The sequence below is a fragment of the Luteibacter sp. NPDC104163 genome (assembly GCF_055584245.1).
Map to the genome: position 1 here is coordinate 15,896 of NZ_JBVJMK010000017.1, position 22,249 is coordinate 38,144.

Here is a 22,249-nt window from a genome sequence, read left to right on the forward strand (position 1 = left end):
GCGCGATAGCTCACCCGAGGAACAGATTCCCCAGCTGATAAAGGCTGATCCCGACAATCAGGCACCCCACCGCCCCCATCACGTATCGCGGCGGCAGGTGCCGCACCAGCCACGCCGCCAGTGGCGCCGCGATCACACCACCGGTCAACAGCCCCAGCACGATGGTCCAGTGCTGGACACCCATATGGGCGATGAGCGTGGTCGAGATCGCGATGGTCACGACGAACTCCGCCGCGTTCACCGTACCGATCGTGTGGCGCACGTTGCCGCCGCGGGCGAGCAGGGTGGAGGTAGCAATCGGGCCCCAGCCACCGCCGCCAATGGCGTCGAGCAGCCCCGCGAAGAAGCCCACCACGCCTTTGTAGCGCACGCGGTGATGCGAGACGATGCGGCCGCTGGCGCGCACCAGCACCACTACGCCGAGGATCAGCAGGTAGGCGTAGACGTAGGGTTTGATCGCATCGCCCGGGACGCTGGCGAGGAACCACGCGCCGATCACGCCACCGATCACCCCGGGAATGGCCAGCCGCCGGAACGACTTCCAGTCCACGTTGCCGAAGAAGGCATGCGCACCACCGGAGACGCCGGTGGTAACCATCTCGGCGGTATGGACGGTGGCGCTGGCGACGGCCGGGGGCAGGCCCATGGCGAGCAGCACGGAACTGGACACGAGCCCGTAGGCCATGCCGAGGGCGCCGTCGACTAGCTGCGCGAGCAGGCCGACGCAGGCGAACATGAAGAACTGGCTCCAATCCATGGGCGCTCCATCTCAGGGGTACGGCGACCACCATAGCGGAGCGAGCTGCGTGCGGTGGATGAAGATGCTGCGCCGTCGCTTGCGTGCGGCATCCCGCCACGGCTAGCCTCGCGTTCTGCGCCCCGTCCCCACATGGATGCCCGATGTACCTGTCCTCCCTGCGCGAGCTAGCCCTTGGCAGCCGCCTCAAGGCCTTGAGCGATTACTTCTACCAGGCGGTGGATGAGGTTTACCGTGCCAGTGGGGCAGGGATCGAATCGCGCTGGTTCCCGGTCATGCGCTTCCTGCGCGACGTGGGCCCTACGACGGTCACCGAGGTCGCCACGGCCATTGGACAGACCCACTCGGCCGTAAGCCAGCTCGCCGACCGCCTGGTCGAGGCCGGCATGGTCGTACGCCAGCGCGACCCGGGCGACGGGCGCCGCAGCGTGCTGGCGCTGACCGATGCAGGTGAGCGGGCGCTTGGTGCGCTGGGTCCGGTCTGGCTGGCCTTGCGCCGGGGCATGGCTGAATCGCTCGGCCCCCGCATGCTTGACCTGCTCGATGCCATCGATGGCTGCGAGCAGGCGCTGGCCGCGAAGCCGCTGGTCGCCACGGTGCTCGAACAAGGCGCCGCGCTCGCCCGCGAGCGCGTGCAGGTCGTGCCATGGGATGCGGCCTATGCCGACCATTTCCGCCGGCTCAACCAGCAGTGGCTTGAGCGGCATTTCCGAGTCGAGGATGTCGATCGCGCGCTGTTCGCCGATCCGGAGTCGCTGGTGATCCACCCCGGCGGCGCCATTTTCTTCGCGCTCTACGCCGGCGAAGTCATCGGTACCTGTGCCCTGCTGCATGAGGGCGAGGGCGTGTACGAGCTCTCGAAGATGGGCGTGGACGAGAACTTCCGCGGCCTGGGCGCTGGCAGGCTCCTGCTGGATGCCGCCATCGCCGCCTTCCGCGAGCGCGGCGGCAAGCGCCTGTTCCTTGAATCGAACAGCCGCCTTGGCCGGGCGCTCGGAATGTACGAGCGGGCCGGCTTCGTCAGGCAGCAGGCGATCCGCCCGGGCTCCCATTACGAGCGGGCGGATGTCTACATGGTGTTCCAGGGCCCCTGAGCGGGGCCCCTGGGGCCTTAGCGGGTGCCGCGCACCACGATGGTCTTGCCGGACACGTCGATCATGCGCTCTTCCTCGAGCTGCTTGAGCACGCGGCCGACCATTTCGCGGGAGCAGCCGACGATCCGGCTGACTTCCTGGCGGGAGATGCGGATCTGGGTGCCATCCGGGTGGGTCATGGCGTCCGGCTCCTGGCACAGGTCCAGGAGGGTGCGCGAGACCCGGTTGGTCACATCCATGAAGGCCATGCGGCTCACCTGGCGCGACGTGCGCAGCAGGCGGTGGGTCAGCTGGGAGCCGATCGCGAAGAGCAGCTTCGGGCATTCGGCGGCCAGCGGGCCCTCGAGCAGCTGGAACAGCCGTTCGTAGCTGATTTCCGCCATTTCCACGGCCGTGCGGGTACGGACCAGCGACTCGCGCTGCGCCTGTTCCACGAAGAGGCCCATTTCACCGATGAACTGGCCACGGTTGATATAGGCCAGGATCAGCTCTCGGCCTTCCTCGTCCTCCGTGCAGACGGCGAGCGAGCCATCCACCACGTAATAGAGGGTGTTGGCCGGGTCGCCCGGACGGATGATCGCGGTTTTACCCGGGTAGCGGCGCCGGTGGCATGCGTCGAGGAAACGGCCCATGGAAGCCGGGTCGGGAGCGAAGCTCAGCGGAGCCTGCGACCGTTCGAACGCCTGTTGCAGCAGATATTTAAGTTGTGCCACAGCTGATTCCGTTGAGCTTCTATGGCATGGCGCCCCCAAGATCGGCACTCACCGACGGTTTTCCGTCAGGTGTCGCCGACTCGCCATGTCCCCGGCGGGATTATTGCAGACTTAGGGTGGGCAAAATCCACCATAAATGACGATCCGTTCGAACTTGTTCAAATCCTCGCCACTTTGCCCCATAATTTTACCCCCTCGGAGCCGGCCCCCTGTCTCAGGCCGTTCATAAACGAGGGGCAGACTGGTCGTCTGTTCGTTCGCCATCCATTCCTTTGTTGCGGGGACCCTTGCTGCTAACCCGTGTCTGCTGCTGGCCGTCATCTACCGGCCTCGGAGAGTCGCTGTGGTCAAACCGCTTCCCCGCCTTCGCCTCCAGGGTTTCAACAACCTCACCAAGGCGCTGAGCTTCAATATCTACGACATCTGCTATGCCGTTTCGGAACAGCAGCGCCAGAACTACATCGAGTACATCGATGAGCAGTACGACGCTGACCGCCTGACCCAGATCCTCACGGATGTGGCCGAGATCATCGGCGCCAACATCCTGAACATCGCGCGCCAGGATTACGATCCGCAGGGCGCGTCGGTCACAATCCTCATCTCCGAGGAGCCGGTGGTCGAGAAGCTGGGCCGCGACACCATTTCCGGTGCCGTGGTGGCGCACATGGACAAGAGCCACATCACCGTCCATACCTACCCGGAAACGCACCCGCACAACGGCATCGCCACGTTCCGCGCCGATATCGATGTCGCGACCTGCGGCGTCATCTCGCCGCTGAAGGCCCTGAACTACCTGATCGACAGCTTCGAGTCGGATATCGTCATCGCCGATTACCGCGTGCGCGGCTTCACCCGTGACGTGAAGGGCAAGAAGCACTTCATCGACCACAAGATCAACTCGGTGCAGGATTACCTGGCGAAGCACATCCGCCAGAAGTACGAGATGTTCGACGTGAACGTGTACCAGGAAAACATCTTCCACACGAAGATGCACATCAAGGACTTCGACCTCGACACCTACCTGTTCGAGGCCCAGGCCGACGATCTCTCGTTCAAGGAGCGCCAGCGCATCGAATCGCTGCTCCGCCGCGAGATCGAGGAACTCTTCCACGGCCGCAACCTGATGTAACTGAAAAGCCCCGCGAAAGCGGGGCTTTTTTGTTGGGTCGCTGTCTCCGTAGGTATCGCGCGCAAGCGCGCTCCCACAAGAGCGACGCAGATCCGGTGTGGGAGCGCGCTTGCGCGCGATCCCGGTTGCCTCAGATCCGGTAAGCGACAGCCTTCATCACAGCCGAAGCCGCATGCATCAGCCCCGGGATCGGGAAGGGCAGGTCGATCCCCCCGCGCGCCTGCGCCGCATCCGCATGCCGGACCTCATCCTCCTGCATCTGCTTCAGGATGGACCGCGAGCGGTCATCCTGCGTCGGAAGCTTCTCCAGGTGCTCGGCCAGGTGGGCCTCCACCTGACGCTCCGTCTCGACGACAAAGCCCAGGCTGATCGGATCGCCCACGGCCGCCGCGGCCACGCCGATGGCGTAGCTGCCTGCATACCAGAGGGGGTTGAGCAGGCTGGGGCGGGAATCGAGCTGCTTCAGCCGCTCGGCGCACCAGGCCAGGTGGTCGGTCTCTTCCTGCGCTGCGTGCAGCAGGTGGGCCTTGGTTTCTTCCGTGCGGGCCAGGGCGGCCTGACCCATATAGAGCGCCTGCGCGCACACCTCGCCCACGTGGTTGATCCGCATCAGGCCGGCGGCGTGGCGGCGCTCGGCATCGTCCAGGGCGGCATCGGGCACGGCATCGCCCGGGGAGCGGCGGTGCGCCTCCGGCGAGCCGCCCACGGCCTCCATGGCGCGCTCCAGCCCGGCCAGCAGGCGATCGAACGGGGTCAGGGTGCGGACGGACACGGGGATTCCTTTGAACGTGGGGACCTGCACACGTTACAATGGACGGGTGCCCTGGCGGGGTGATCGTGTTGCGGCTGCTTGTCGCGGCGAGCGGACCCGGCCAACGGCATCACTTGTGTAAAGGCCGCGTCATCATGCTATGATTGTCGGCCCGAAGCTCACCTGTTAGGTGGGCTTGCGCGATGCAGGATAAATCGCTATTCTCTCGCGTCTTTGCTTTCACCGATTCCGTGTTCCGTCCCTTTGGTGGGCGGCAAACCAGGTATTTTCGAAATGAAAACGTTCAGCGCCAAGCCGGAGAGCGTCAAGCGCGATTGGTTCGTGATTGACGCCACGAACAAGACCCTGGGTCGTCTGTCGACCGAGGTCGCGCGCCGTCTCCGCGGCAAGCATAAGCCCGAGTTCACCCCGCACGTCGATACCGGCGATTACATCGTCGTGATCAACGCCGAGAAGGTGGCTGTCACCGGTGCGAAGCTGGACGACAAGATGTACCACCGCTTCACCGGCTACGTCGGCAACCTGAAGACCACGAGTCTCAAGGATCTGCTGGCTACGCACCCGGAGCGCGTGATCGAGATCGCCGTCAAGGGCATGCTGCCGAAGAACCCGCTGGGTCGCGCCATGTACCGCAAGCTCAAGGTGTACGGCGGTGCCGAGCACCCGCACACCGCCCAGCAGCCGCAGCAGCTGGACATCTAAGGAAACGCCATGGCTATCCAGCAGAATTACGGTACCGGTCGCCGCAAGACCTCGGCAGCTCGCGTGTTCCTCCGCAAGGGCACCGGTGGCATCGTCGTCAACGGCAAGCCGCTTGATGTGTTCTTCGGTCGCGAAACCTCGCGCATGATCGTCCGTCAGCCGCTCGAGCTGACCGAGAACAGCGAGAAGTTCGATATCATGGTCACGGTTGCTGGCGGTGGTATCACCGGCCAGGCCGGCGCCATCCGCCTCGGCATCGCCCGCGCCCTCGTCGAATACGACGAAGCGCTGAAGTCGCCGCTGCGTAAGGCTGGTTTCATGACCCGCGACGCCCGCGAAGTCGAGCGTAAGAAGGTCGGTCTCCACAAGGCCCGCCGCGCCACCCAGTTCTCGAAGCGCTAATCCGCTTCTACTCGACGCTCCAAGGTCAGAGCGCGTCGACAGGTTTCTTGGGAGATCGTCTAACGGTAGGACAACGGACTCTGACTCCGTTTATCTAGGTTCGAATCCTAGTCTCCCAGCCACATTGATCAGGGCCCCGGTTTCCGGGGCCCTTTTCTTTTGGGCCGTAGCCGCGCTTGGTCAACTTGGTTGGTCAACCTGTATGCGTCTACCCCACCATCTTCTCCGCCACGCTTCCGGCGTGTGGCACTTCCGCATCATCGTCCCGAAGGACCTTCGTTCCTTCCTGCGGCTGTCTGTCCTCAAACGATCCCTTGGCACCAAAGACCCGACCATGGCCCGAGCGTGGGCATATGCACTGGGAGCGCGGTGTGCTGAAATGTTCGCCACCGCACGCGCACGGATGGGGGCAGGGATGAGCGAGATGGATGACGACTGGGACGAGGATTACCAGGGCTTCTTCAGCACGGGGAAGCCTGCGACGAACCCGCCCAAGGTCGGCAAATGGGAACTGGAGACGCCCGAGGGCTTCCGGTTCAAGACGGATGGCTCGGAGCGGGAGCACAAGCAGGGCATGGAGGTGCTGCGAGCCGTTCTCGATGCCCGCCCCTACGCGCCTCCTTCCGCCGATCGCTGGGTCGCACCGACGCCGGCCTCAACCTCCCGGCTGACCCTGGCTGACGCCATCAAGGACTACGCCGAAGTCGAATCGCTGGCGATGAAGCCGAATACGTGGGCGCAGCGCAAACGGGCGTTGGACCACTTCTGTAAAGCCATCGGCCCCTTCAGTTTCGTGGCCCAGTTGACCCGGGAGCGGGCCAGCAAGTGGAGCGATGAGTTATTGCGGTCGGGCCAGAGCAAGCCTTATGTTGCCAACCAGGTCAGCCACGTCGCTCAGCTTTTTGAGTCCCTGATCCAGAAGGGCATCATTCGCGAGAATCCGATCAAGGGCCTGGTCGTTGCCAAGAAGGCGGAAAAGGCCGCGCGCCGGTCCAGTGGGCATGGCTGGGAGCCGTTCGAGCAGCCGACGCTTAAGCGGATTTTCGATCCCGAGAACTTCAAGCGGATTCGCAAAGATCATGTGCGCTGGGGCGCCATCCTCGGTCTTTATACGGGGGCGAGGGTCGGAGAGATTGCCCAACTTTTTCTGCGGGATTTTGTGGTGCTCGATGGCGTGCCATGCGTGAGGATTTGTGCGGACTCCGACGGCCAGAGCATCAAGACGGGCGAGGGTGGCGAACGGCTGGTCCCGCTTCATCCCGACCTTCTTGCTTTGGGCATCATGGAGCGCGTCGACCGTCTCCGTGACGAGGGCCACGAGCGCTTCTTCCCGCACATGCGCATTGACAGCGCGGCCGGCAAAGGCAACAGCATTTCCAAGGGCTTCAACTACTACCTTGGCACCATCGGAGTGAAGCCGAGGAGGGCTCACGGCATCATCGGCATTCATTCCTTGCGGAAGACGATGATCCAGCAACTTCAGGGGTGGGCACCGCTGCCTGCGGAACGTCGCCGCGCGCTGGTGGGGCATGAGAATGGTGATCCAATGCCGGACACGCACGCTGGCTCATACATGCGTCCATGGAAGCCGGAGGAGTTGGCCCAGTTTTTTCCTGGCCTACCTTGGCATGATTGGTTGGACATCCGAATGATCGCCGTTGCTTTGAACGGGACTGCCAGATGACGAAGGAAAAAGTCGTATACAACAGGCGCCAGAACTTGAAGCTGGCTAGAGAACGGCTGGCGCGTTTGTTGCCCCGATCTGTGCCCGCAAAGAATCTGCCTGAATGGCTGTATCGGCATACGCCAGTCCTTGCCTTCGTTCTCTTATTTTCCATTTTTAGCCTCTATACCGCGGTGATCCTTGGCCTCAAGGCACATGACAGCATAGACATCGAAGATACAAAAAACGCGTTCGATTTCCTGGCCTACGTGTTTCCTTGCTTCGCTGGCATCGCGGCCGGTTATGGAATATACAAAGACAAACATGCTCGCCCACTTTTTGCGCTCTCGTGCGTGCTCCTTGCCGGCGGGCTCTCGTGCCACCTCGCAGCGCATGTTTCAGGCCACGTATTCATGGCAGTAGTGCTATGTATGCTTTTGATCGGCCCCTATATCGCGCTCGCTAATGAGGCTCGACTTTCTTTCGCAGAACCAGCGGATGGGTCGATTTGGATTTTGAGGGTTATGACCGCTCTGACCGGGGTGGGCGTTATCTGTTTGGGTTCGGTGATCATGGAGATCGGATCTAACTCATAGTGACTTGAGTAAGAGGTCGATCATGAGCGCAATGGCTACAAGACAAAGCCCGCCTCCGCACCATAAAACAACCGTGATTGCTTGATCGCCGGTCAGCTCCGTTAGGCGCTCTCCGCGAACGACCATTTCCGGCTTTTCATGCCTATGAGTTGGCCGCTCATGCGAACGGCTCTGATGCTTGCGGGACATGGTCAACTCCGAACGGACGTCGGAGCACCTTAGGACGATATGGTCACCCGTCAAGCCAAGATCCAACGGCCACCAAACCTGTCCCACCCTATTCGACTCGAACGAGACCCAGCCCTCGGTTGACTGATGGATGGCTAGCCTAGCTCCAGCCGGTCGTCGAGGGCCCTCGATAGTCGGTCGAAGGCCAGGCCCACCCCCGTGGGCCGCCCTTCCGCCGCCGCCAAGATGGCGTGCTCCAGCCCGGCGGCCAGCGCATCAATGTCGCCCAGATTGGCCAGCCGTGCCACTTGGTGGATTACCCGGGCCCGGGCGAGCGCGTGGGTCAGGTCACTCTGGAGCAGCGCCGCGCCAGCGGCTTGGCAGTCCTGGATCAAACCGGCCATGACGAGCGTCAGGCGGTCGTCGGGCAGGTCGCTCGGGTCGGTTCCGTCAGGGCCGATTGGCGGAGAATCGAAGGGGCACATGTGCGTTATCTATCAAAACCGCGATCCTCGTGAAAATCGGAAAAAGTCATGGATTTCACATTTGTGACTGCGACCGATTCAACCGTTCGCCCGGGTGGCCGACATAGAGGGAAGTGCCAGGTCCCCGGCTGGCGGCAGGACGGGTGAGGAATGTTTGGCAAGGTGATTTGGTTTCACGACGAACTGCGCATGGCGCTGATCGAGCGCTGTGGCGGGTTTACCGTCGGCTCGCTGGAGGAGGGTTTTCTCACGCTCGGCGGTTGTGTCGAAGGTGATTTTAGAAATCCCGGCCCCACGGTGCTCAAAGACGTGACCACGGGCGCGCCCGTGTCGTTCTTCGTCGAAGCAGAGGCCATGACCGAGGACGAGGCCAACGACTTGCTCGGAATCGTCCGAACGTGAGCCGTGGGTGTTATGCGCCCATTGAGCGCGGTTTCGGCAGATCGCTCCTAAGAGGATGAAATCGCCTGCCGCTTCCTCCATGATCACCACCGGCGGGATCCCCCACCCCCTCCCGCCATCGGCCGCCCCTGCTTGGTCTGCGGGGGCGGCTTTTTCATTCTGGCGCCCGCACACGTATCCCGCCGTTGCCTTCTCCGTCGCCACGAGCGCATGGGATCTCGACGGAGCCAGTCCTGCTGTCTTACGACGCCATGGCTCGTCCATACGCATCCAGGCGAGCCCAGGCCAACACCCTGCGGATGTCGTCGAGTTCATAGGGCGCCGCAAGGTAGTGGCAGCCGTTCGGGCCATCCTCGTGCGCATGGCTGGTCTGCCCGCATAGCCCAATCAGCGCCAGATCAGGACGGATGGCGGCCAGTTCCTCCAGCAGGGTCAGGCCAGGCTGCTCGCCGGACTGGTGGCACCGGCAGATGACGGTGTTGATAGCGGGAGCCGCCGCCAGGATCAGACGAGCCGCCGCAGCGGTGTGGACGATCACCGCTTTCTCGCCAGTGCGTTCAAGGGTGACGGCCAGCGCCGTCAGCAAGGGTGCCTCGTCGCCGACGAGCGCGATGGTCGGGGGCATGTTCGACGTGTCGGGCATCCGTTCGACAATACCGCAAACATGGGGGAGGCGAGCGTCGGATTTCCTGGCGAAGTTCACCTTTCTCTCCCATTCCCTTAGGGTGGGATGTCTTCGTTTTTGATCGGATCGTGATGCTTTCCACCCTGATCTGGCGTCCGCTTCAGCGGGTCCTTGACTTCATGTCCGGCTCGGCCACGGGCGGATTGGTCCTGATGGGCACCGCCGCCCTGGCCATGGTCGTGGCCAACTCGCCTTGGGCCGACGCCTATGAGCACGCGCTCCACGTCGAGGTTGGGCCGCTCTCGGTGCTCCATTGGATCAACGACGGGCTGATGGCCGTGTTCTTCCTTCTCGTCGGCTTGGAGATTAAGCGGGAGTTCGTGGATGGCGAACTAGCCACCCCGCGGCTGCGGATTTTGCCTGGGCTGGGCGCGCTGGGCGGGATGGTGGTGCCGGCGTTGATCTACTTGGCCCTCAACGGCGCCCACCCCGAATCCCGCAACGGCTGGGCCATCCCGTCGGCGACTGACATTGCGTTTGCTCTCGGCGTGGCCGCTCTCCTGGGGCCACGGGTCCCGACCTCGTTGAAGGCCTTCCTTGCCGCCTTGGCCATCATTGACGACCTGGGTGCGGTGGTCATCATTGCGCTGTTCTACACCCCGGACCTTCAACTCGGGTATCTGGCGGCCGCTGTGGGCGTCGTCGTGGCCATGGCGGGCCTCAACCGGGCAGGGGTCCGGCGATTGAGCCCCTACCTGCACCTCGGTGCGGTGCTGTGGGTGCTGGTCCATGCCTCCGGCGTCCATGCCACGCTGGCCGGGGTCGCCACGGCCCTCTGTGTTCCTCTCCGGGATAAAGACGGTCGGCCACCCTCGGACGGCGACTGCTCGCACTCGCCCTTGCTCCAACTGGAGCATGCCCTCCACCGCCTGGTTCCGGTGCTCGTTCTTCCGCTGTTCGGCTTCGCCAACGCGGGCATCTCCTTCGCAGGCTCGGGGGTAGACCAATGGCTCGCGCCCACCACCCTGGGCGTCGGTCTGGGCCTCGCGATCGGCAAGGTGGTGGGCGTGTTTGGGGCCGCCTGGCTTGCGATCAAAGCCGGCTGGGCTGAACTTCCCCCGCAGGCCAGCCACGGGCAACTGTTCGCGACCGCGTGGCTCTGCGGCATCGGCTTCACGATGTCCTTGTTCATCGGGATGTTGGCCTTTCCGAATCACCCCGAACTTCAGGGCGAGGTGAAGTTGGGCATCCTGGCCGGCTCGCTGCTCGCCGGCGTAGTCGGCGCGGTGGCGTTCGCCCTTGCCTCCCGGTCCCGGCATCCGCAGTAACTTGGAAAACCAGGGCAACATCACGAGCAAGAGCGCGTCTATGTGTTGTGCCAACACGCCGCTCAAAGCCAAAGTCACCTGCAACTGCTGAAAGTCCAGAGCAGGCCCAGGCCGCGCCCCGTGCGCGGCTTTCTTTTATCTGTTGGTCAGCCGTCCCGGGGTTAGGCTGCCTCGCTTGTGTCAAGGACGCTTGACACATCCCTTCCGTCTGCTTTGATGTCTTCCCATGGGGGCGGCGTGTCCGACCGGACGCACCCGCCGAGACGGTCACAAAGGCCGCAACCAACACGCCGCGCGAAGACGGCGGACAAGGGGACTGTTACATGGTGCTGCGCCACGCTCGCCCTCACCTAGAGATCCATACGCGTTCTAAGGGCCATAGCGCCGTTGCCGGCGTCGCCTACCGCCTCGGGTTGAGGCTATGGGACGAGCGCCTACAGGTCTGGCAGGACTACACCCGCCGGGCCCTGGGCGAGGAGGTCGTTATGGCCATGACCGTGGCGCCGGAGGGTGCGCCCGAATGGGCTACGGATCCGGGGCAACTCTGGAATGCCGTGGAACTGGCGGAGAAGCGGAAGGACTCCCAGGTCGCCCGGGATTACCGGATCCCCATCCCTCTCGGTCTCGATGACCAGCGGGCCGGGCGCCTGGCCGAGAAGTTGGCCCGCTTCATCATGGACCAACTCGGCACGCCCGTGTCCGTCGGCCTTCATCGCGACGCGGCAGTGGACGCCCTGGGCCAGGTCAAGCCAGACCACCTCCAGGGTTTCCACGCTCATTTGTATTTCCCTTCGCGCCCGCTGGTCACCCATCCCGCCGACGGTGGCGACTCCGGGGTCGGGGAGGTGTCGGTGGTGTTTGGTGCCCGTCACCCGATGCTCGCGAGCAAGGCATTGGGCCGGGGCATGGTGGAGACCTTCAACCGGGTCTGGTCCGAGTTAGCGACCGAGGCCGCCGCCGACGCCGGCATGGATGCCCGCTATGAATATCGGAGTTACGAGCGCCTAGGGCTCGACCTGACCCCGCAGCCAACCCTTGGGTCCAATGCCGTGGCACTTGAGCGGAAGGGATTCTTCACCCGGAAGGGCGATGCCGTCCGGGACATCATGGTGGCTAGCAGGGCTTACGAGATCGCTCACTCCGGGGACGTCGAAATCCAGCGCGGTGCGGCCAGGGCGGACGTGACCAGAGAGCGTTCGGCGTGGAGTGGAGCAGAGCCAGAGCCCGCGGTGGGGGACCTTGCCCCTTCGGTCGTCGTTGACCCTGCCTCATACGTTGATGAGCGCGCCGACGAGGACAAACTGGCCGACCTACCGCCTGACGCCTCCCTCGTGGTCCGGTTCGAAGCACTGGCCCCGCGGACGGTCCCCGGTGATGAACGATGGGGAAGAATCCTACGGCTGGCGCGGGCCGTCCAACGGGCGCTCGGTCTGCTCCGCGGACTTGCCGGCCGCCTCATCGAGGTTGAAAGCGCGGCCCGTCGAACGAAAGCGGCCGAACTGGAAGCCTCGTTTGAGCTCGACGAGGCACGCCGGCAGCGCACCGCCGCGAATGAACGAGCCGAGGCATGGGCCCAGGCGCATCCTATTCGGATGCGAGCGGGCAGGCTGGTGGGCCGAAAGCCAGCCGCGTGGCGTGACCTGGCCCATGACATCGCTTTCCATCAGCGTGCCGTCCAGGCCACTAAGGGCATCGTTGAAGGCCAGCGTTCCGAAGCCAAGGCACGGGCTGCGGCTGTTCGGGAGATCGAGCGGCGGTTGTCGACAGCCCGAGGCCGCCTGCGGTCTGCGCTTACCTCGCTGGAGAGGGTCGGCCCGGATCTCGTGGCGCCGCTCCTGGCGGCCATGACGCCGGAGCAGCGTGCCGAAGCCATGCCAAGCGTGGGGACTGATCCCAGCGGGAAGGTGCCGGCCGTGACCATCCTGGAACCCAGGCTCACCTACCGGGTGCCGGGGCCTCGACCACGCCCCTAACGGACCCGTCCACCGCAGCCGCCAGTCGCAGTAATCTGGGCCCGCTTGCGGGGGCAGGGTGCTTCCGTGGCAGGACGCCAACAGGGGAGGAGCAATGACGATATTGGACGAAGTGAGGGCTTGGTCGCGCGGCCAGGTGGATTGGCAGCGGGAGGCGGTCGCCCGGTTGGATGAGGTCGGATACCTCACCGCGGATGACGACAACGACCTCTTGGCCATTTTGAAATCGAAGCACGGCATCGCTGACCCGGACGGACGAGAAGCGCGAGCGCTCGGCGGAGAGGTTCCTGCCCGAGGGCAAGCCGGCCCACCTGTGGGTCTCCTGGCGATCCGCAACCCGCGCAACGTCAACGCGCTGGCCACGACCGGAAACCTGACCTTTTCGACATCGGGCCTGACGGTGATTTACGGCTCGAATGGCTCGGGCAAATCGGGCTATGCCCGAGTCCTCAAACAGGCCTGCTTTGCCCGGGACAAGACCGAGAAGGTCTACCCGAACACAAATCTCCCGCAGAACGAGGCAGGGGTTCCCGGCGCTGAACTGGTCACGGTTGTTGGCGATGAAGAGCACACCATCGCCTGGGTCAACGGAACGGTTGAAGTTCCACCGCTCGATCGGATTGCCGTGTTCGATCACCGGTGCGCCCGCGCCTTCCTCGACAACAATGGCGACTTCGCTTACAGCCCCGCAGGCCTCGATATCCTGGCCGACCTAGGAACCGCGTGCGGTCGCCTGAAAGCACTGGTTCAGAAGGAAAGCGGCGAGCACGCGCCGGACGTCCAGCCGTTCGACGACTTGGCCAAGCGCACCACCGTCGCGGGAAAAATCGCAGCCGGGCTACCCGGCAAGGTATCGGAGGCCCAGGTCATCGGAGCCGCAGGCTTGAATGCGGAGCAAGAGGAACGGCTGGAAACCGTCATCCGGGCGTTGGCCGTCCCAGACCCAGCAGCGCAGGCCTTGGCCCTGAAGAACCAGGCGCTCCGTGTTCAGGCGGTCCGGGACTGTGCGGCAACCGCTACGGCGGCCATCGGCCCTGACAAAACAGAGAGCCTCAAAGCCCTCATCGCCCGTTCCAATGAGGCCAAGTTGGAAGCGGCGCTGACGGCTAAAGCCTTCCACGAGAGACCGGACCAACTGCCTCACACTGGTGGCGACCTCTGGCGCTCGATGTTCGAGGCGGCTCGTGCGTTTGCGATTACGTCGGAACCGGTCAAGGCCTTCCCACACCTCCACGAAGGGCAGGCCTGCCCCCTCTGTCAGCAATCATTGGACGCAGAGGCCGCCGAACGCCTCGAATCCTTTGAGCGGTTCGTGACCGGTGAGGCACAGAAGAGGGCAGACACCGCGAAGGAGACGGCATCAGCCGCCTTTCTGGAGTTGCGCGGGGCGTCCATGGATATCGGCTTGACGGAGGCGGTTAAGGGCGAACTTCACCAACTATCCGAGCCTCTGGCTCTGATATGTGCCGACTTCCAGGAGTCCTTGAAAGAGCGGCAGGCTGCCATCGTGCGCGTCTCTGGAAACAACGAATGGGGAGAAGTTCCAGAGTTGTCGGAAAGCCCGATCAAAGGATTGGATGACCTGATTGACGTTCTCAAAGGTCAGCAGGAGACCATGGAGAAGGCGACCGACGAAGAGTTGAAAAAGTCCTTGGTATCGGAGCGGGCCGAACTCGAAGACCGGCGTCTGCTTGGCGAACTCAAGGAAGCGGCTCTTCGGGCCATAGCCCGGCATGCGCATCAGAAGAAGTTGCTCGCCTGCGAAGAGGATTTGTTAACCGGCGGCATTACACGGAAGTCCACCGAGTTGACCAAGAACATGGCCACGGAGATCTTGGCAAACGCACTTAACGAAGAGTTGAGCATTCTGGACATCGCTGACCTGAAGGTGGCAATGAAGCCTGAAGGCGAGCGCGGACGATCAACATTCAAACTCGTGCTTGAGCGGCCCGGCAAGCATCCTGCCAAGGATGTGCTAAGTGAAGGCGAGCAGCGTGCGGTGGCCATCGCTTCATTTTTGACCGAACGCCGTCTGTCGGGGGATGGCAGCGGCATCATCTTCGATGATCCGGTGTGTTCCCTTGATCACCTGCGGCGTCAGCGTGTGGCACGTCGGATTGCCGGGGAGGCGAGGGACCGCCAGGTCATCGTGTTCACCCATGACATCTTCTTCCTGTTCGCACTTACTAAGGCGGCGCAGAAGTTCGAGGTGAAGTTGACCACACGCACGTTGTCCCAAACCCGCGATGGTTTCGGTGTTGCTACCGATGACCTTCCATTTGAGGGAATGAGCACCGCAGCCCGTGTTCGAAGGCTACGCGATGACCAAGTCAACTGCGTTCGACTTCGACGGGACGGCGAGCAGTTGGCTTACAAGGAGGCGGTCGGGAAACTCTACAAGACCTTGCGCGAGGCTTGGGAGGGGTGTGTCGAGGAGGTGTTGTTAAATGGGACCGTGGAGCGTTTCAGGAAGTCGGTCGAGACAAACCGGCTAAAACAGGTGGAGGTCCGTCATGAAGACGTGGCTACGGTGGTTGAGAACATGGCCCACTGTTCAAGTCATGCGCACGACACTCCCAAGCATGGCGACGTCGAAGTGCCGACACCGGAAGAGGTCTTGGCTGACATCAACAAGTTGGACGGTTGGCGGGAAGCGATTGAACGAAGGAAGCCCGAGTTGAAGCGAGTTCCGGCTCGCCACTGATCGTTATGGGGTCGCTGTTAACCCCCGCTCATAGGAGCGGGGCCTTTCCTTCGTTTGAACTCTCCGCCTTCGGCCTTTGTCCGCTCCTCCCGCTCCCGTTCGGCCGCCGCCCTTGCCAGGTATCGGTCGAACCGCCCTGACGCATATGGCTCCAGTGCCAGGGGAGGGAAGGGCAACGCCTTCAACACCTCTTGGCACTCCAGCACGGTCGCATCGGCGACATAGGTTTTCTTGTCCACTCCCTCACCGGGGGAGTGTCCATTGATGGCGCAGATGATGCTGTCCGGGACCTTCCGCCGCTCCATGAGGGTCGTCAGGGTGTGGCGCAGGCAATGGAGAGTTTTGCGTGGGCTTTTGATGCCGCACACCTCCCGCAGGTGGACCCCGTTGAACCACTGACTCACAGTTTTGCCTGGGCCGCCTTCCTCCCAAGGGATGCCGGGAAAAAGGTGTTTTGCTCCGCTGGCGCGGACATCTTCGATGTAGCGTTCAAAGCCAAGATCCAGGAGGGTTTTCGGCACGGGGATGGCGCGGATGCTGTAGGACGTCTTGACACTTTGGCCATCGCCGTCGGGGGTAATGTTGAAGACCAGCACCTCATGCTCCTCGCCCTCTTCATCGAGGTAGGGTTTTCGCATGACGTCATCGAGGTAGAGTTGAGTGATCTCGTTGACCCGCATCCCCGTAAAGTGACCGATGAGGGGGACCCAATACTTATGCGGTGCGTTGTGCGTGCGCATGTGGGCAGCGTCGAAGATGGCGCGCAGGTCTGACTTGGAAAAGGTGTCCTTCTTCTTGCGCATCCGGCCGTTTTCGTCTTTTCGATAGCGGGCAGTGTCCACGTAATGGAAGGGGTTGGCCGGGATCTCGCCGAGTTTCACCGCCCAGTTCATCAGGGCGTTCACATGCATCAAGTGCTTATGTTGGGTGCCCAGGCCGATCACCGGCAGTTTGGCCCGCTTGGCTCGGGCGGCCACCTCGGGTGCGGGCAGGTCGGCGAGGTGAGGGAAGTTCTGGCGCCGCTTCGGCCAAACGGCCAGAAGATCGGCAAACACAATGGCATCGGCAGAGGTCAGGTCAGCGATCGGCCGGTCCCCAACCGTTTCCACCAGGAGTTTGAGCGCGGCCTGCCGGTCTCGCGTGGCTGGCGTTGCCCGCTTCGGCCCGTGCCGCAGGTTGGCCAGGTGGAGGTCAATCAGTTCGCTCAAGGTCTTCCCAACAACGACCGTGGAGGTCTCCGCAGCCGGTGACACGGGGGCAGGCTCCGCGATAGCCCGAGGTGCCGGGGGCGGCGCTGGCATGTGGGGACGGGGGACCGCAGGCGGCGGCACGGTAATGGGAAGTCCCGCAGCGTCTCGGGGCGAGGCGTCCCGGATACGGTCCAGTTCCCACATGCGCTCAATGAACGCCATGCCCAGGGCATGGCCCTCGGCGCAGGTTGGCGAAAAGTCGATTGCGCCGTCTGGCCCCGTATGGAGGTGGTAGAGGGGCGGACGAGGGGGCGATTGAGGGAGGCCAGCGGACGGCATGGGCAAACAATGCGAAGAAGGGGGCCGTTTTGTAGGCCGACCGTCAGAAACGTCAACCGCGTCCCCTGTCGTTTACTGCCGAAAACGCGTGACGCCCGTCACATTTCCCACCTGCGCAACCACTTACGCAGTTTCCTACGCTGACTTGACTCCCTGGACGGCTGTGGGAGGGTGACGTAGATGAGCCGATGCCAAGCCACCCCTATAACGCTTCGAAATGGTCATTTTTTGACCAGCAAACGAGACCGGGAGAGTATGTAGGGTCTATAGGTGTTAATACAGAAAAGCCAGTAACTCTCTGTCACCCCTCCCATATTTTTCCCGGCTACTCGCCGCCGTTCTCCGGATACTCTCCATCGCCGCTCGCTCCTGGGCTTCTCATGAAGGTGACGCATCAGGTCACCTTGTCATAATCCGCCGTCCCACCGAAGTCGGATTTTTGCCCCTCACATCGAGCCGCAAGAGCGCCAGGGGGCGCCCCTGCGGCATTCTGCCCATCAGTCATTGAGGAACGTGGTCAGTCGGTTCTGCCACTCGGATGCTTGTTCGAAGTTCCGATTGCCATTGAAGGCATCGGAGTAGCGGCGGAACGCCACCCGGATCACGGGGGTGTCCAGTCGGCGGACCCGGATGCCAATCTCATTGCGGATCCTGGACCGCTTCCCGAAGCCATTTGCCGTGTCGGTCCAGGTGTGCTCCCACTCCGCGATCTCCGCCCGGTCGAGGATGTAGCTGCGGCCGCGCAGGTCCTTCAGCCAGAGCCGTTGAGTGGTCAGGTCGAGGGCAATGTTGTCAGCGGCATAGGATGCCGTCAGTGGTGGTTCGCTCTTCGCAGTGAACTGGCGATCCTTCAAGGGCTGGGGGCCCCAACGCAGGCGGGTCAGCCCTCCGGTCATGAGCGCCGGCACAAACGCCAGGACGGCCGAGACGGTAAACGGGGCGCCGAGAACCAAGAGCAGCCCGGTCACCAGCAACCAGGCCACCACCAAAACAGGGATAAAAGGCATCTCTTCCTCCTTGGTAGGTTAGGGGTGCTTAGTGCGGGTGGGCTTGGCGGATGCCGGCGCGGCGGGCCTTGCCCAGATACAGCGTGGGCTGGCGGCAGATGTTCCACTGAGTGATGGTCATCGGCCCCCGGTCGGGGTAACTCACCCGGAGATCGAACACGCACTGGCCATCGGGGAATGCGACCATGACTTGGCCGGCCCGGCCGCCCTGGAGCGATCCGGCCGTGTCCAATGGGCGGTAGTCGTTGGTTCCCGTGGGCGCGGCCTCAACGGAGGTGGCCGGGACGGCGTCGTCATTAATAACGGTCAGGTAATGCGTCGCGGCGTGGGCAGAAGGCCCCCACGCCCCGCAGATGGCCAAAACCAAGGTGCAACCCAGCGGGCGGCTTCTGCCACCAAACATCCAATCCAACATGGTCCCTGTTCCTGAAGAGCGCCATCAGCGGCGCGTCACGGAGATTACACCCGTTTTTCGGGTGCATGCCTGAAAATAGTGTAAACACACGCTGGGATTAGCGTGCGGGGTCCGTCGAGGTCCGCATGCCCAAGCACGTTCCCAAACTGACATCGGTCCATAAGCACGAGCAGCAGGTGCTTTGCTCGCTGCTGCGCGAACTTCGGCTGGCTACGGGGCTGCGCCAGGACCAGGTGGCGGAACAGATGCGGACCAGCCAGACGACCATCTCGGAGATCGAACTGGGCCAGCGAGGCGTGGACCTGCTGGTATGCCGGCGTTTGGTTGGTGTCTATGGCGCCGACTGGGAAGCCTTCATTGCCGAACTCGAACGTCGGCTGTCGGTTTCGCCCAGGCCCGCACATGAACTGGTGAGAAGGCCGGATAGGTTACGGTGAGACGGCATGCAACCATGGGATAGGCTGACGCCTATGGACACATTGACTCCGAAACAGCGCTCGGAACGCATGTCCCGTGTCCAGGCTAAGGACACGAAGCCTGAAATGGTGGTCCGAAGGCTATTGTATGGCCTGGGATACCGTTACCGGCTTCATGTCGCCGCCTTGCCGGGAAAGCCTGATTTGGTTTTCCCTGGCCGGAAATCGGTGATATTCGTGCACGGCTGTTTTTGGCATCGACATGACGGATGCAAACTGGCACGCCTGCCAAAATCACGGCTGGACTTCTGGATCCCGAAACTGGAGGCGAACGTGTCACGGGACCTGCTGGCTATTCATCGTCTGAAGGCGGAAGGATGGAGAGTGATGGTCGTCTGGGAGTGTCAAACAAAGGACGCCTCGCTCTTATCGGACCGAATCCAGTGCTTTCTACAGTCGGAGTCGTGAGCGACCGTTTATCCTGATGGCGAATCAATGACACTTAGCGCATGAGGATAGGATTTACTAGTCTTGTATATCACCATGCCGTAATAGAGAACTGCGGCGCGCCAGCCCGGATCGAAGGTCGCCATGGCCGCCCTAAGCAGTGCGATCGCCGTGTGTGGCACCCCATCCAGGGTGACGACCGTTTCTGAAATCTGATTCGGAAGCGATTCATAGCGAAAGACGAAGGGAAGGGTCTGTTTCAATCTGGCAAACAGCGCACCAATGGTCTCCGACGCTTCCAATCCCGCGATCGGAAAATCCACATTAATGGGATGGGTCTGATCGAACTTGCTAGGGCGGGTCGTGTCTCGTTCTTTGCCAGGGTCTTTCGGTCCAAAGCCAGAGTTGTTCCACATCCCTGTATGGTGCTGCATAAACAGCCCCATTAGGATCGTCTCGTTGGCGGCCGTGCTCATGCTCTTGTCGAGGAGCAGGCACTTGTAGGCTACGTTTTCCATGTCCACGTGTAGCCGCCCTGAAAGTTTTGTCCGGTGTTGAAACAGCCTGTCGCGGACATCGTCGGCTTTGCCTATGTAGACGGGATTTCCATCCACATAAAGCATGTAGACCCCCTGCCGGGCCATCTTTTCTGACTGAAAAGCCGCCAGTTCACCCAGCGATGTAGGCGTCAGCGCGGTGGCTGGCAGGGCTCCCAGCCTTTCGTAGAGTTGGCGGGAAATCGTGTCAAGAAAGTCAAAGTTGTAGATCGCGTGCATGTTGAGGCGGGTTGTCCGTGGCAGCCAACGTGGCCGCCACGCTCCCTGCCACGACCTTCGCCAGGTCTACTGGAACCGCGTTGCCAAGTTGTCTCATTGCTTCGCTCCATGCGCCCCGGAAATGCCAAGCGTCAGGGAAGGTTTGGATGCGGGCGGCTTCGCGGATTGTGAAATACCGGTAGCGCTTCTCCCCACCCACGCCGAAGTCAATCATATTTTCCCCGCCAGGGACACCATGGTCGCCTGCCTTCAGCGTTTTTGAGGGGGCGTCGTAGGGACTACCGGTGTGACCAGGGTAGGGACGGGCACCAAGTTGAAGGCGATGATTGAAGATCTCACCATGGTGATCTTCTTTGGCAAACGGCTTGGGCAAATCGCAGATGGCTTCCCGGATCGTCTTCCAGGGGAGCGTGTTCGAAACGTCCATTTTTTCCAGACTGTGAAGCCGACGCTTCACGGCTGGGGGCATGGCCGTGGCTTTGGCTCCCACCCGCTTCCAATAGGTCTTGGACACCCATTGATCTTGAAGGAGCCGCTCCTGGGAATGAGTCGGAGTAGGGAAGGTCCAATGAGCATCGATATCACAACGGAATCCGACTACGAACAGACGTTCCCGGCATTGGGGGACGCCGAAGTCAGCCGCATTCAGAACCCGATGGACCACGTTGTAGGCCAGGCCCTCCGCCCGGGGGGCGGACGTGTGGTGCTGCTCCAGCCGAGCCAAGTGTTCCTCCCACTCCTCGCCAGCCCTACGCTCAATCTCCGGGTAGGTCAGTTGAAGAACCGACCAGTTCAGATAGGCGGCGAATGCTTTGCGCGTCAGACCGCGGACGTTTTCCATGATAAACGCGCGTGGACGAGCCTCTCGGACAGCCCGAATAAACTGCGGGATCATATCCCGCTGATCTTCCATGCCCTTGTGGCGCCCTCCGAGGGAGAACGGCTGGCACGGCGGACCGCCCGCCACTAGATCAATGCCGTCGAACTGTCCGAAAGCAGCGGCACGGACATCTCCTTCCACGACCCTTCCCCGCCAGCGAGAGAGCCCTCTAGTGGCAGGATGGGCCGAGTTGGTCCTAAGCGTCTCACAAGCATCAGTGTTCCACTCGAAGAGGCTTTCGTGGTGAAACCCGGACATATGAGTGGCTAGGGCCAAACCGCCAGCGCCAGTGAAAAGTTCAATGGAACGGGGGGCGGCCGGAAGCGGGGTGGCTCTGGACATCGGTTCAATCCTGCAGGTGTCCGGCCCTAGTTTGATCGTGCTCGGACAGTTGTTCAACCTCGGGAGAGACCCCTGCTGACACGTCTCAATGGCCGAGACACGCTTGTGGCAAGCCAGGTCCGGAGATGGGCTGCAGCCGTCGCCGTCCGTGATAGGCTTCGCTCTCTTGGTCAAAATTGGAGAGCAATCCCTCCAATGCTGACCGAGCGCCGAATGGCCTGAAATCAAGTAGTTGGGTAGACTTTATGCATGTCCTAGTCTCCCAGCCAAACCGGAAAGGGCCCTGAGCAATCAGGGCCCTTTCTTTTTGTGCGTCACTCAGCCGCGAACAGCGGGATTACGCACCACTTCCGTGAGTTCACCGGTGTCGGTGTTGTAGAACAGGCCGAGGATGTCGGCGTGCTTCGGTACGCCCGGCGCTGCGCGCAGCAGCGCAACGTCGTAGGCCAGCGAATCCTCGTAATCGCTGATGCTCACCGAGCCTGCGTCGTACGCTTTGGAAATATCGGCGCCGTCGTGTTCGTGGGCATAGTTCGCGACCATCCGGTCGGCGGTGTACGACGTGGCGCCGCAGTTCGAGTGGTGCACGACCACCACGGTCTCGATGCCGAACAGGTATTCGCCCACCGTGACCGAGCGGATCGCATCGACGGCGCGGCCGGCGGCGACTGAGACCGTGCCCATGGTCGTCGTCGAACCCACCCGGCTGCCATTCGCGTCGAGAATGACGTCGCCCGGGTAGACCTGGTTGCCCAGGAACTTCGCCACGGCCTCCGGGATCTCGCGGACGCGCGGGTCATAGCAGTAGATGACGACCGACGTAAGCGGTACGGCCTGCGAGAACGCCTCGCGCAGGGTCGGTTCGTCGTAGCCCGGCTGGGCACTGAAAACATAGTCGCTGAAGCGGGAAGACGTGCGGGTCAT

Annotated in this window: 23 protein-coding genes and 1 tRNA gene; 13 read left to right on the forward strand and 11 right to left on the reverse strand. The window is 62.5% G+C overall.

The features are described 5' to 3' along the window. Positions 1 to 10 precede the first annotated feature (10 nt). Positions 11 to 757, reverse strand: a complete 747-nt coding sequence (locus ACZ6YI_RS17335) for a sulfite exporter TauE/SafE family protein (RefSeq protein WP_465779754.1) — start codon at positions 755 to 757, stop codon at positions 11 to 13. A gap of 143 nt (positions 758 to 900) precedes the next feature. Here ACZ6YI_RS17335 and ACZ6YI_RS17340 point away from each other — a divergent pair, with 143 nt between their 5' ends. Further along, a complete protein-coding gene (locus ACZ6YI_RS17340) occupies positions 901 to 1,851 on the forward strand; it encodes a bifunctional helix-turn-helix transcriptional regulator/GNAT family N-acetyltransferase (protein ID WP_465779755.1) in 951 nt (316 codons plus the stop codon). 17 nt (positions 1,852 to 1,868) lie between these two features. On the opposite strand, the gene crp is transcribed toward ACZ6YI_RS17340, so the two are convergent. Then, positions 1,869 to 2,564: a cAMP-activated global transcriptional regulator CRP gene (gene crp, locus ACZ6YI_RS17345; protein WP_465779756.1), complete on the reverse strand. Its 696-nt coding sequence runs from the start codon at positions 2,562 to 2,564 to the stop codon at positions 1,869 to 1,871. Between the two features lie 343 nt (positions 2,565 to 2,907). Between crp and speD the strand changes: the two genes are divergently transcribed. Next, on the forward strand, positions 2,908 to 3,693 hold the full coding sequence (gene speD / locus ACZ6YI_RS17350) for an adenosylmethionine decarboxylase (protein ID WP_036109987.1): 786 nt from the start codon (positions 2,908 to 2,910) through the stop codon (positions 3,691 to 3,693). A 130-nt stretch (positions 3,694 to 3,823) separates the two neighbouring features. On the opposite strand, the gene coq7 is transcribed toward speD, so the two are convergent. Continuing rightward, entirely contained in the window at positions 3,824 to 4,465 is a 642-nt protein-coding gene (gene coq7 / locus ACZ6YI_RS17355) for a 2-polyprenyl-3-methyl-6-methoxy-1,4-benzoquinone monooxygenase (RefSeq protein ID WP_465779757.1), read from the reverse strand. Between the two features lie 273 nt (positions 4,466 to 4,738). On the opposite strand from coq7, the gene rplM reads away from it, so the two are divergent. From rplM to ACZ6YI_RS17380, 5 genes are all read left to right on the forward strand, one after another. Then, positions 4,739 to 5,167, forward strand: a complete 429-nt coding sequence (gene rplM, locus ACZ6YI_RS17360) for a 50S ribosomal protein L13 (protein ID WP_045828717.1) — start codon at positions 4,739 to 4,741, stop codon at positions 5,165 to 5,167. A gap of 9 nt (positions 5,168 to 5,176) precedes the next feature. Next, the gene (rpsI, locus tag ACZ6YI_RS17365; RefSeq protein WP_045828716.1) at positions 5,177 to 5,569 is read left to right on the forward strand and encodes a 30S ribosomal protein S9; all 393 of its coding nucleotides are present in this window, start codon (positions 5,177 to 5,179) and stop codon (positions 5,567 to 5,569) included. A gap of 48 nt (positions 5,570 to 5,617) precedes the next feature. After that, positions 5,618 to 5,691, forward strand: a tRNA-Gln gene (locus ACZ6YI_RS17370). A gap of 80 nt (positions 5,692 to 5,771) precedes the next feature. Next, on the forward strand, positions 5,772 to 7,253 hold the full coding sequence (locus tag ACZ6YI_RS17375; RefSeq protein ID WP_465779758.1) for a DUF6538 domain-containing protein: 1,482 nt from the start codon (positions 5,772 to 5,774) through the stop codon (positions 7,251 to 7,253). Beyond that, a complete protein-coding gene (locus ACZ6YI_RS17380; protein WP_465779759.1) occupies positions 7,250 to 7,828 on the forward strand; it encodes a hypothetical protein in 579 nt (192 codons plus the stop codon). Before ACZ6YI_RS17375 ends, ACZ6YI_RS17380 begins: the two co-directional genes overlap by 4 nt. Before the next feature lie 323 nt (positions 7,829 to 8,151). On the opposite strand, the gene ACZ6YI_RS17385 is transcribed toward ACZ6YI_RS17380, so the two are convergent. Next, entirely contained in the window at positions 8,152 to 8,481 is a 330-nt protein-coding gene (locus tag ACZ6YI_RS17385) for a hypothetical protein (protein WP_465779760.1), read from the reverse strand. Between the two features lie 150 nt (positions 8,482 to 8,631). Between ACZ6YI_RS17385 and ACZ6YI_RS17390 the strand changes: the two genes are divergently transcribed. Continuing rightward, positions 8,632 to 8,883 (forward strand): hypothetical protein, encoded by a 252-nt coding sequence (locus ACZ6YI_RS17390; RefSeq protein WP_465779761.1) that lies wholly within the window; start codon positions 8,632 to 8,634, stop codon positions 8,881 to 8,883. 241 nt (positions 8,884 to 9,124) lie between these two features. On the opposite strand, the gene ACZ6YI_RS17395 is transcribed toward ACZ6YI_RS17390, so the two are convergent. Next, entirely contained in the window at positions 9,125 to 9,586 is a 462-nt protein-coding gene (locus ACZ6YI_RS17395; RefSeq protein WP_465779762.1) for a hypothetical protein, read from the reverse strand. Between the two features lie 53 nt (positions 9,587 to 9,639). On the opposite strand from ACZ6YI_RS17395, the gene nhaA reads away from it, so the two are divergent. The 3 genes from nhaA (at position 9,640) to ACZ6YI_RS17410 (ending at position 15,513) form a co-directional block, all read left to right on the forward strand. Continuing rightward, the gene (gene nhaA, locus ACZ6YI_RS17400; protein ID WP_465779763.1) at positions 9,640 to 10,836 is read left to right on the forward strand and encodes a Na+/H+ antiporter NhaA; all 1,197 of its coding nucleotides are present in this window, start codon (positions 9,640 to 9,642) and stop codon (positions 10,834 to 10,836) included. Between the two features lie 323 nt (positions 10,837 to 11,159). Then, positions 11,160 to 12,809 (forward strand): MobA/MobL family protein, encoded by a 1,650-nt coding sequence (locus ACZ6YI_RS17405; protein WP_465779764.1) that lies wholly within the window; start codon positions 11,160 to 11,162, stop codon positions 12,807 to 12,809. Positions 12,810 to 12,903: 94 nt separating this feature from the next. After that, on the forward strand, positions 12,904 to 15,513 hold the full coding sequence (locus tag ACZ6YI_RS17410; RefSeq protein ID WP_465779765.1) for an AAA family ATPase: 2,610 nt from the start codon (positions 12,904 to 12,906) through the stop codon (positions 15,511 to 15,513). Between the two features lie 17 nt (positions 15,514 to 15,530). On the opposite strand, the gene ACZ6YI_RS17415 is transcribed toward ACZ6YI_RS17410, so the two are convergent. The 3 genes from ACZ6YI_RS17415 to ACZ6YI_RS17425 all read right to left on the reverse strand — a co-directional run bounded on the left by ACZ6YI_RS17415 (position 15,531) and on the right by ACZ6YI_RS17425 (position 18,464). Beyond that, the gene (locus ACZ6YI_RS17415; protein WP_465779766.1) at positions 15,531 to 16,721 is read right to left on the reverse strand and encodes a site-specific integrase; all 1,191 of its coding nucleotides are present in this window, start codon (positions 16,719 to 16,721) and stop codon (positions 15,531 to 15,533) included. 818 nt (positions 16,722 to 17,539) lie between these two features. Then, on the reverse strand, positions 17,540 to 18,049 hold the full coding sequence (locus ACZ6YI_RS17420; RefSeq protein WP_465779767.1) for a hypothetical protein: 510 nt from the start codon (positions 18,047 to 18,049) through the stop codon (positions 17,540 to 17,542). Positions 18,050 to 18,077: 28 nt separating this feature from the next. After that, positions 18,078 to 18,464, reverse strand: coding sequence for a hypothetical protein (locus ACZ6YI_RS17425; protein ID WP_465779768.1), 387 nt, complete (start codon positions 18,462 to 18,464; stop codon positions 18,078 to 18,080). A gap of 125 nt (positions 18,465 to 18,589) precedes the next feature. Between ACZ6YI_RS17425 and ACZ6YI_RS17430 the strand changes: the two genes are divergently transcribed. Together ACZ6YI_RS17430 and ACZ6YI_RS17435 are read left to right on the forward strand one after the other, a co-directional pair. Then, entirely contained in the window at positions 18,590 to 18,901 is a 312-nt protein-coding gene (locus ACZ6YI_RS17430; protein ID WP_465779769.1) for a helix-turn-helix domain-containing protein, read from the forward strand. A gap of 33 nt (positions 18,902 to 18,934) precedes the next feature. Next, on the forward strand, positions 18,935 to 19,348 hold the full coding sequence (locus ACZ6YI_RS17435; protein ID WP_465779819.1) for a very short patch repair endonuclease: 414 nt from the start codon (positions 18,935 to 18,937) through the stop codon (positions 19,346 to 19,348). Between the two features lie 8 nt (positions 19,349 to 19,356). On the opposite strand, the gene ACZ6YI_RS17440 is transcribed toward ACZ6YI_RS17435, so the two are convergent. From ACZ6YI_RS17440 to ACZ6YI_RS17450, 3 genes are all read right to left on the reverse strand, one after another. Beyond that, positions 19,357 to 20,103: a GIY-YIG nuclease family protein gene (locus ACZ6YI_RS17440; RefSeq protein ID WP_465779770.1), complete on the reverse strand. Its 747-nt coding sequence runs from the start codon at positions 20,101 to 20,103 to the stop codon at positions 19,357 to 19,359. Continuing rightward, on the reverse strand, positions 20,081 to 21,325 hold the full coding sequence (locus ACZ6YI_RS17445; RefSeq protein WP_465779771.1) for a DNA cytosine methyltransferase: 1,245 nt from the start codon (positions 21,323 to 21,325) through the stop codon (positions 20,081 to 20,083). The genes ACZ6YI_RS17440 and ACZ6YI_RS17445 overlap by 23 nt, the downstream gene beginning before the upstream one ends. Positions 21,326 to 21,643: 318 nt before the next feature. Then, positions 21,644 to 22,249: a carbonic anhydrase gene (locus ACZ6YI_RS17450; RefSeq protein ID WP_465779772.1), complete on the reverse strand. Its 606-nt coding sequence runs from the start codon at positions 22,247 to 22,249 to the stop codon at positions 21,644 to 21,646.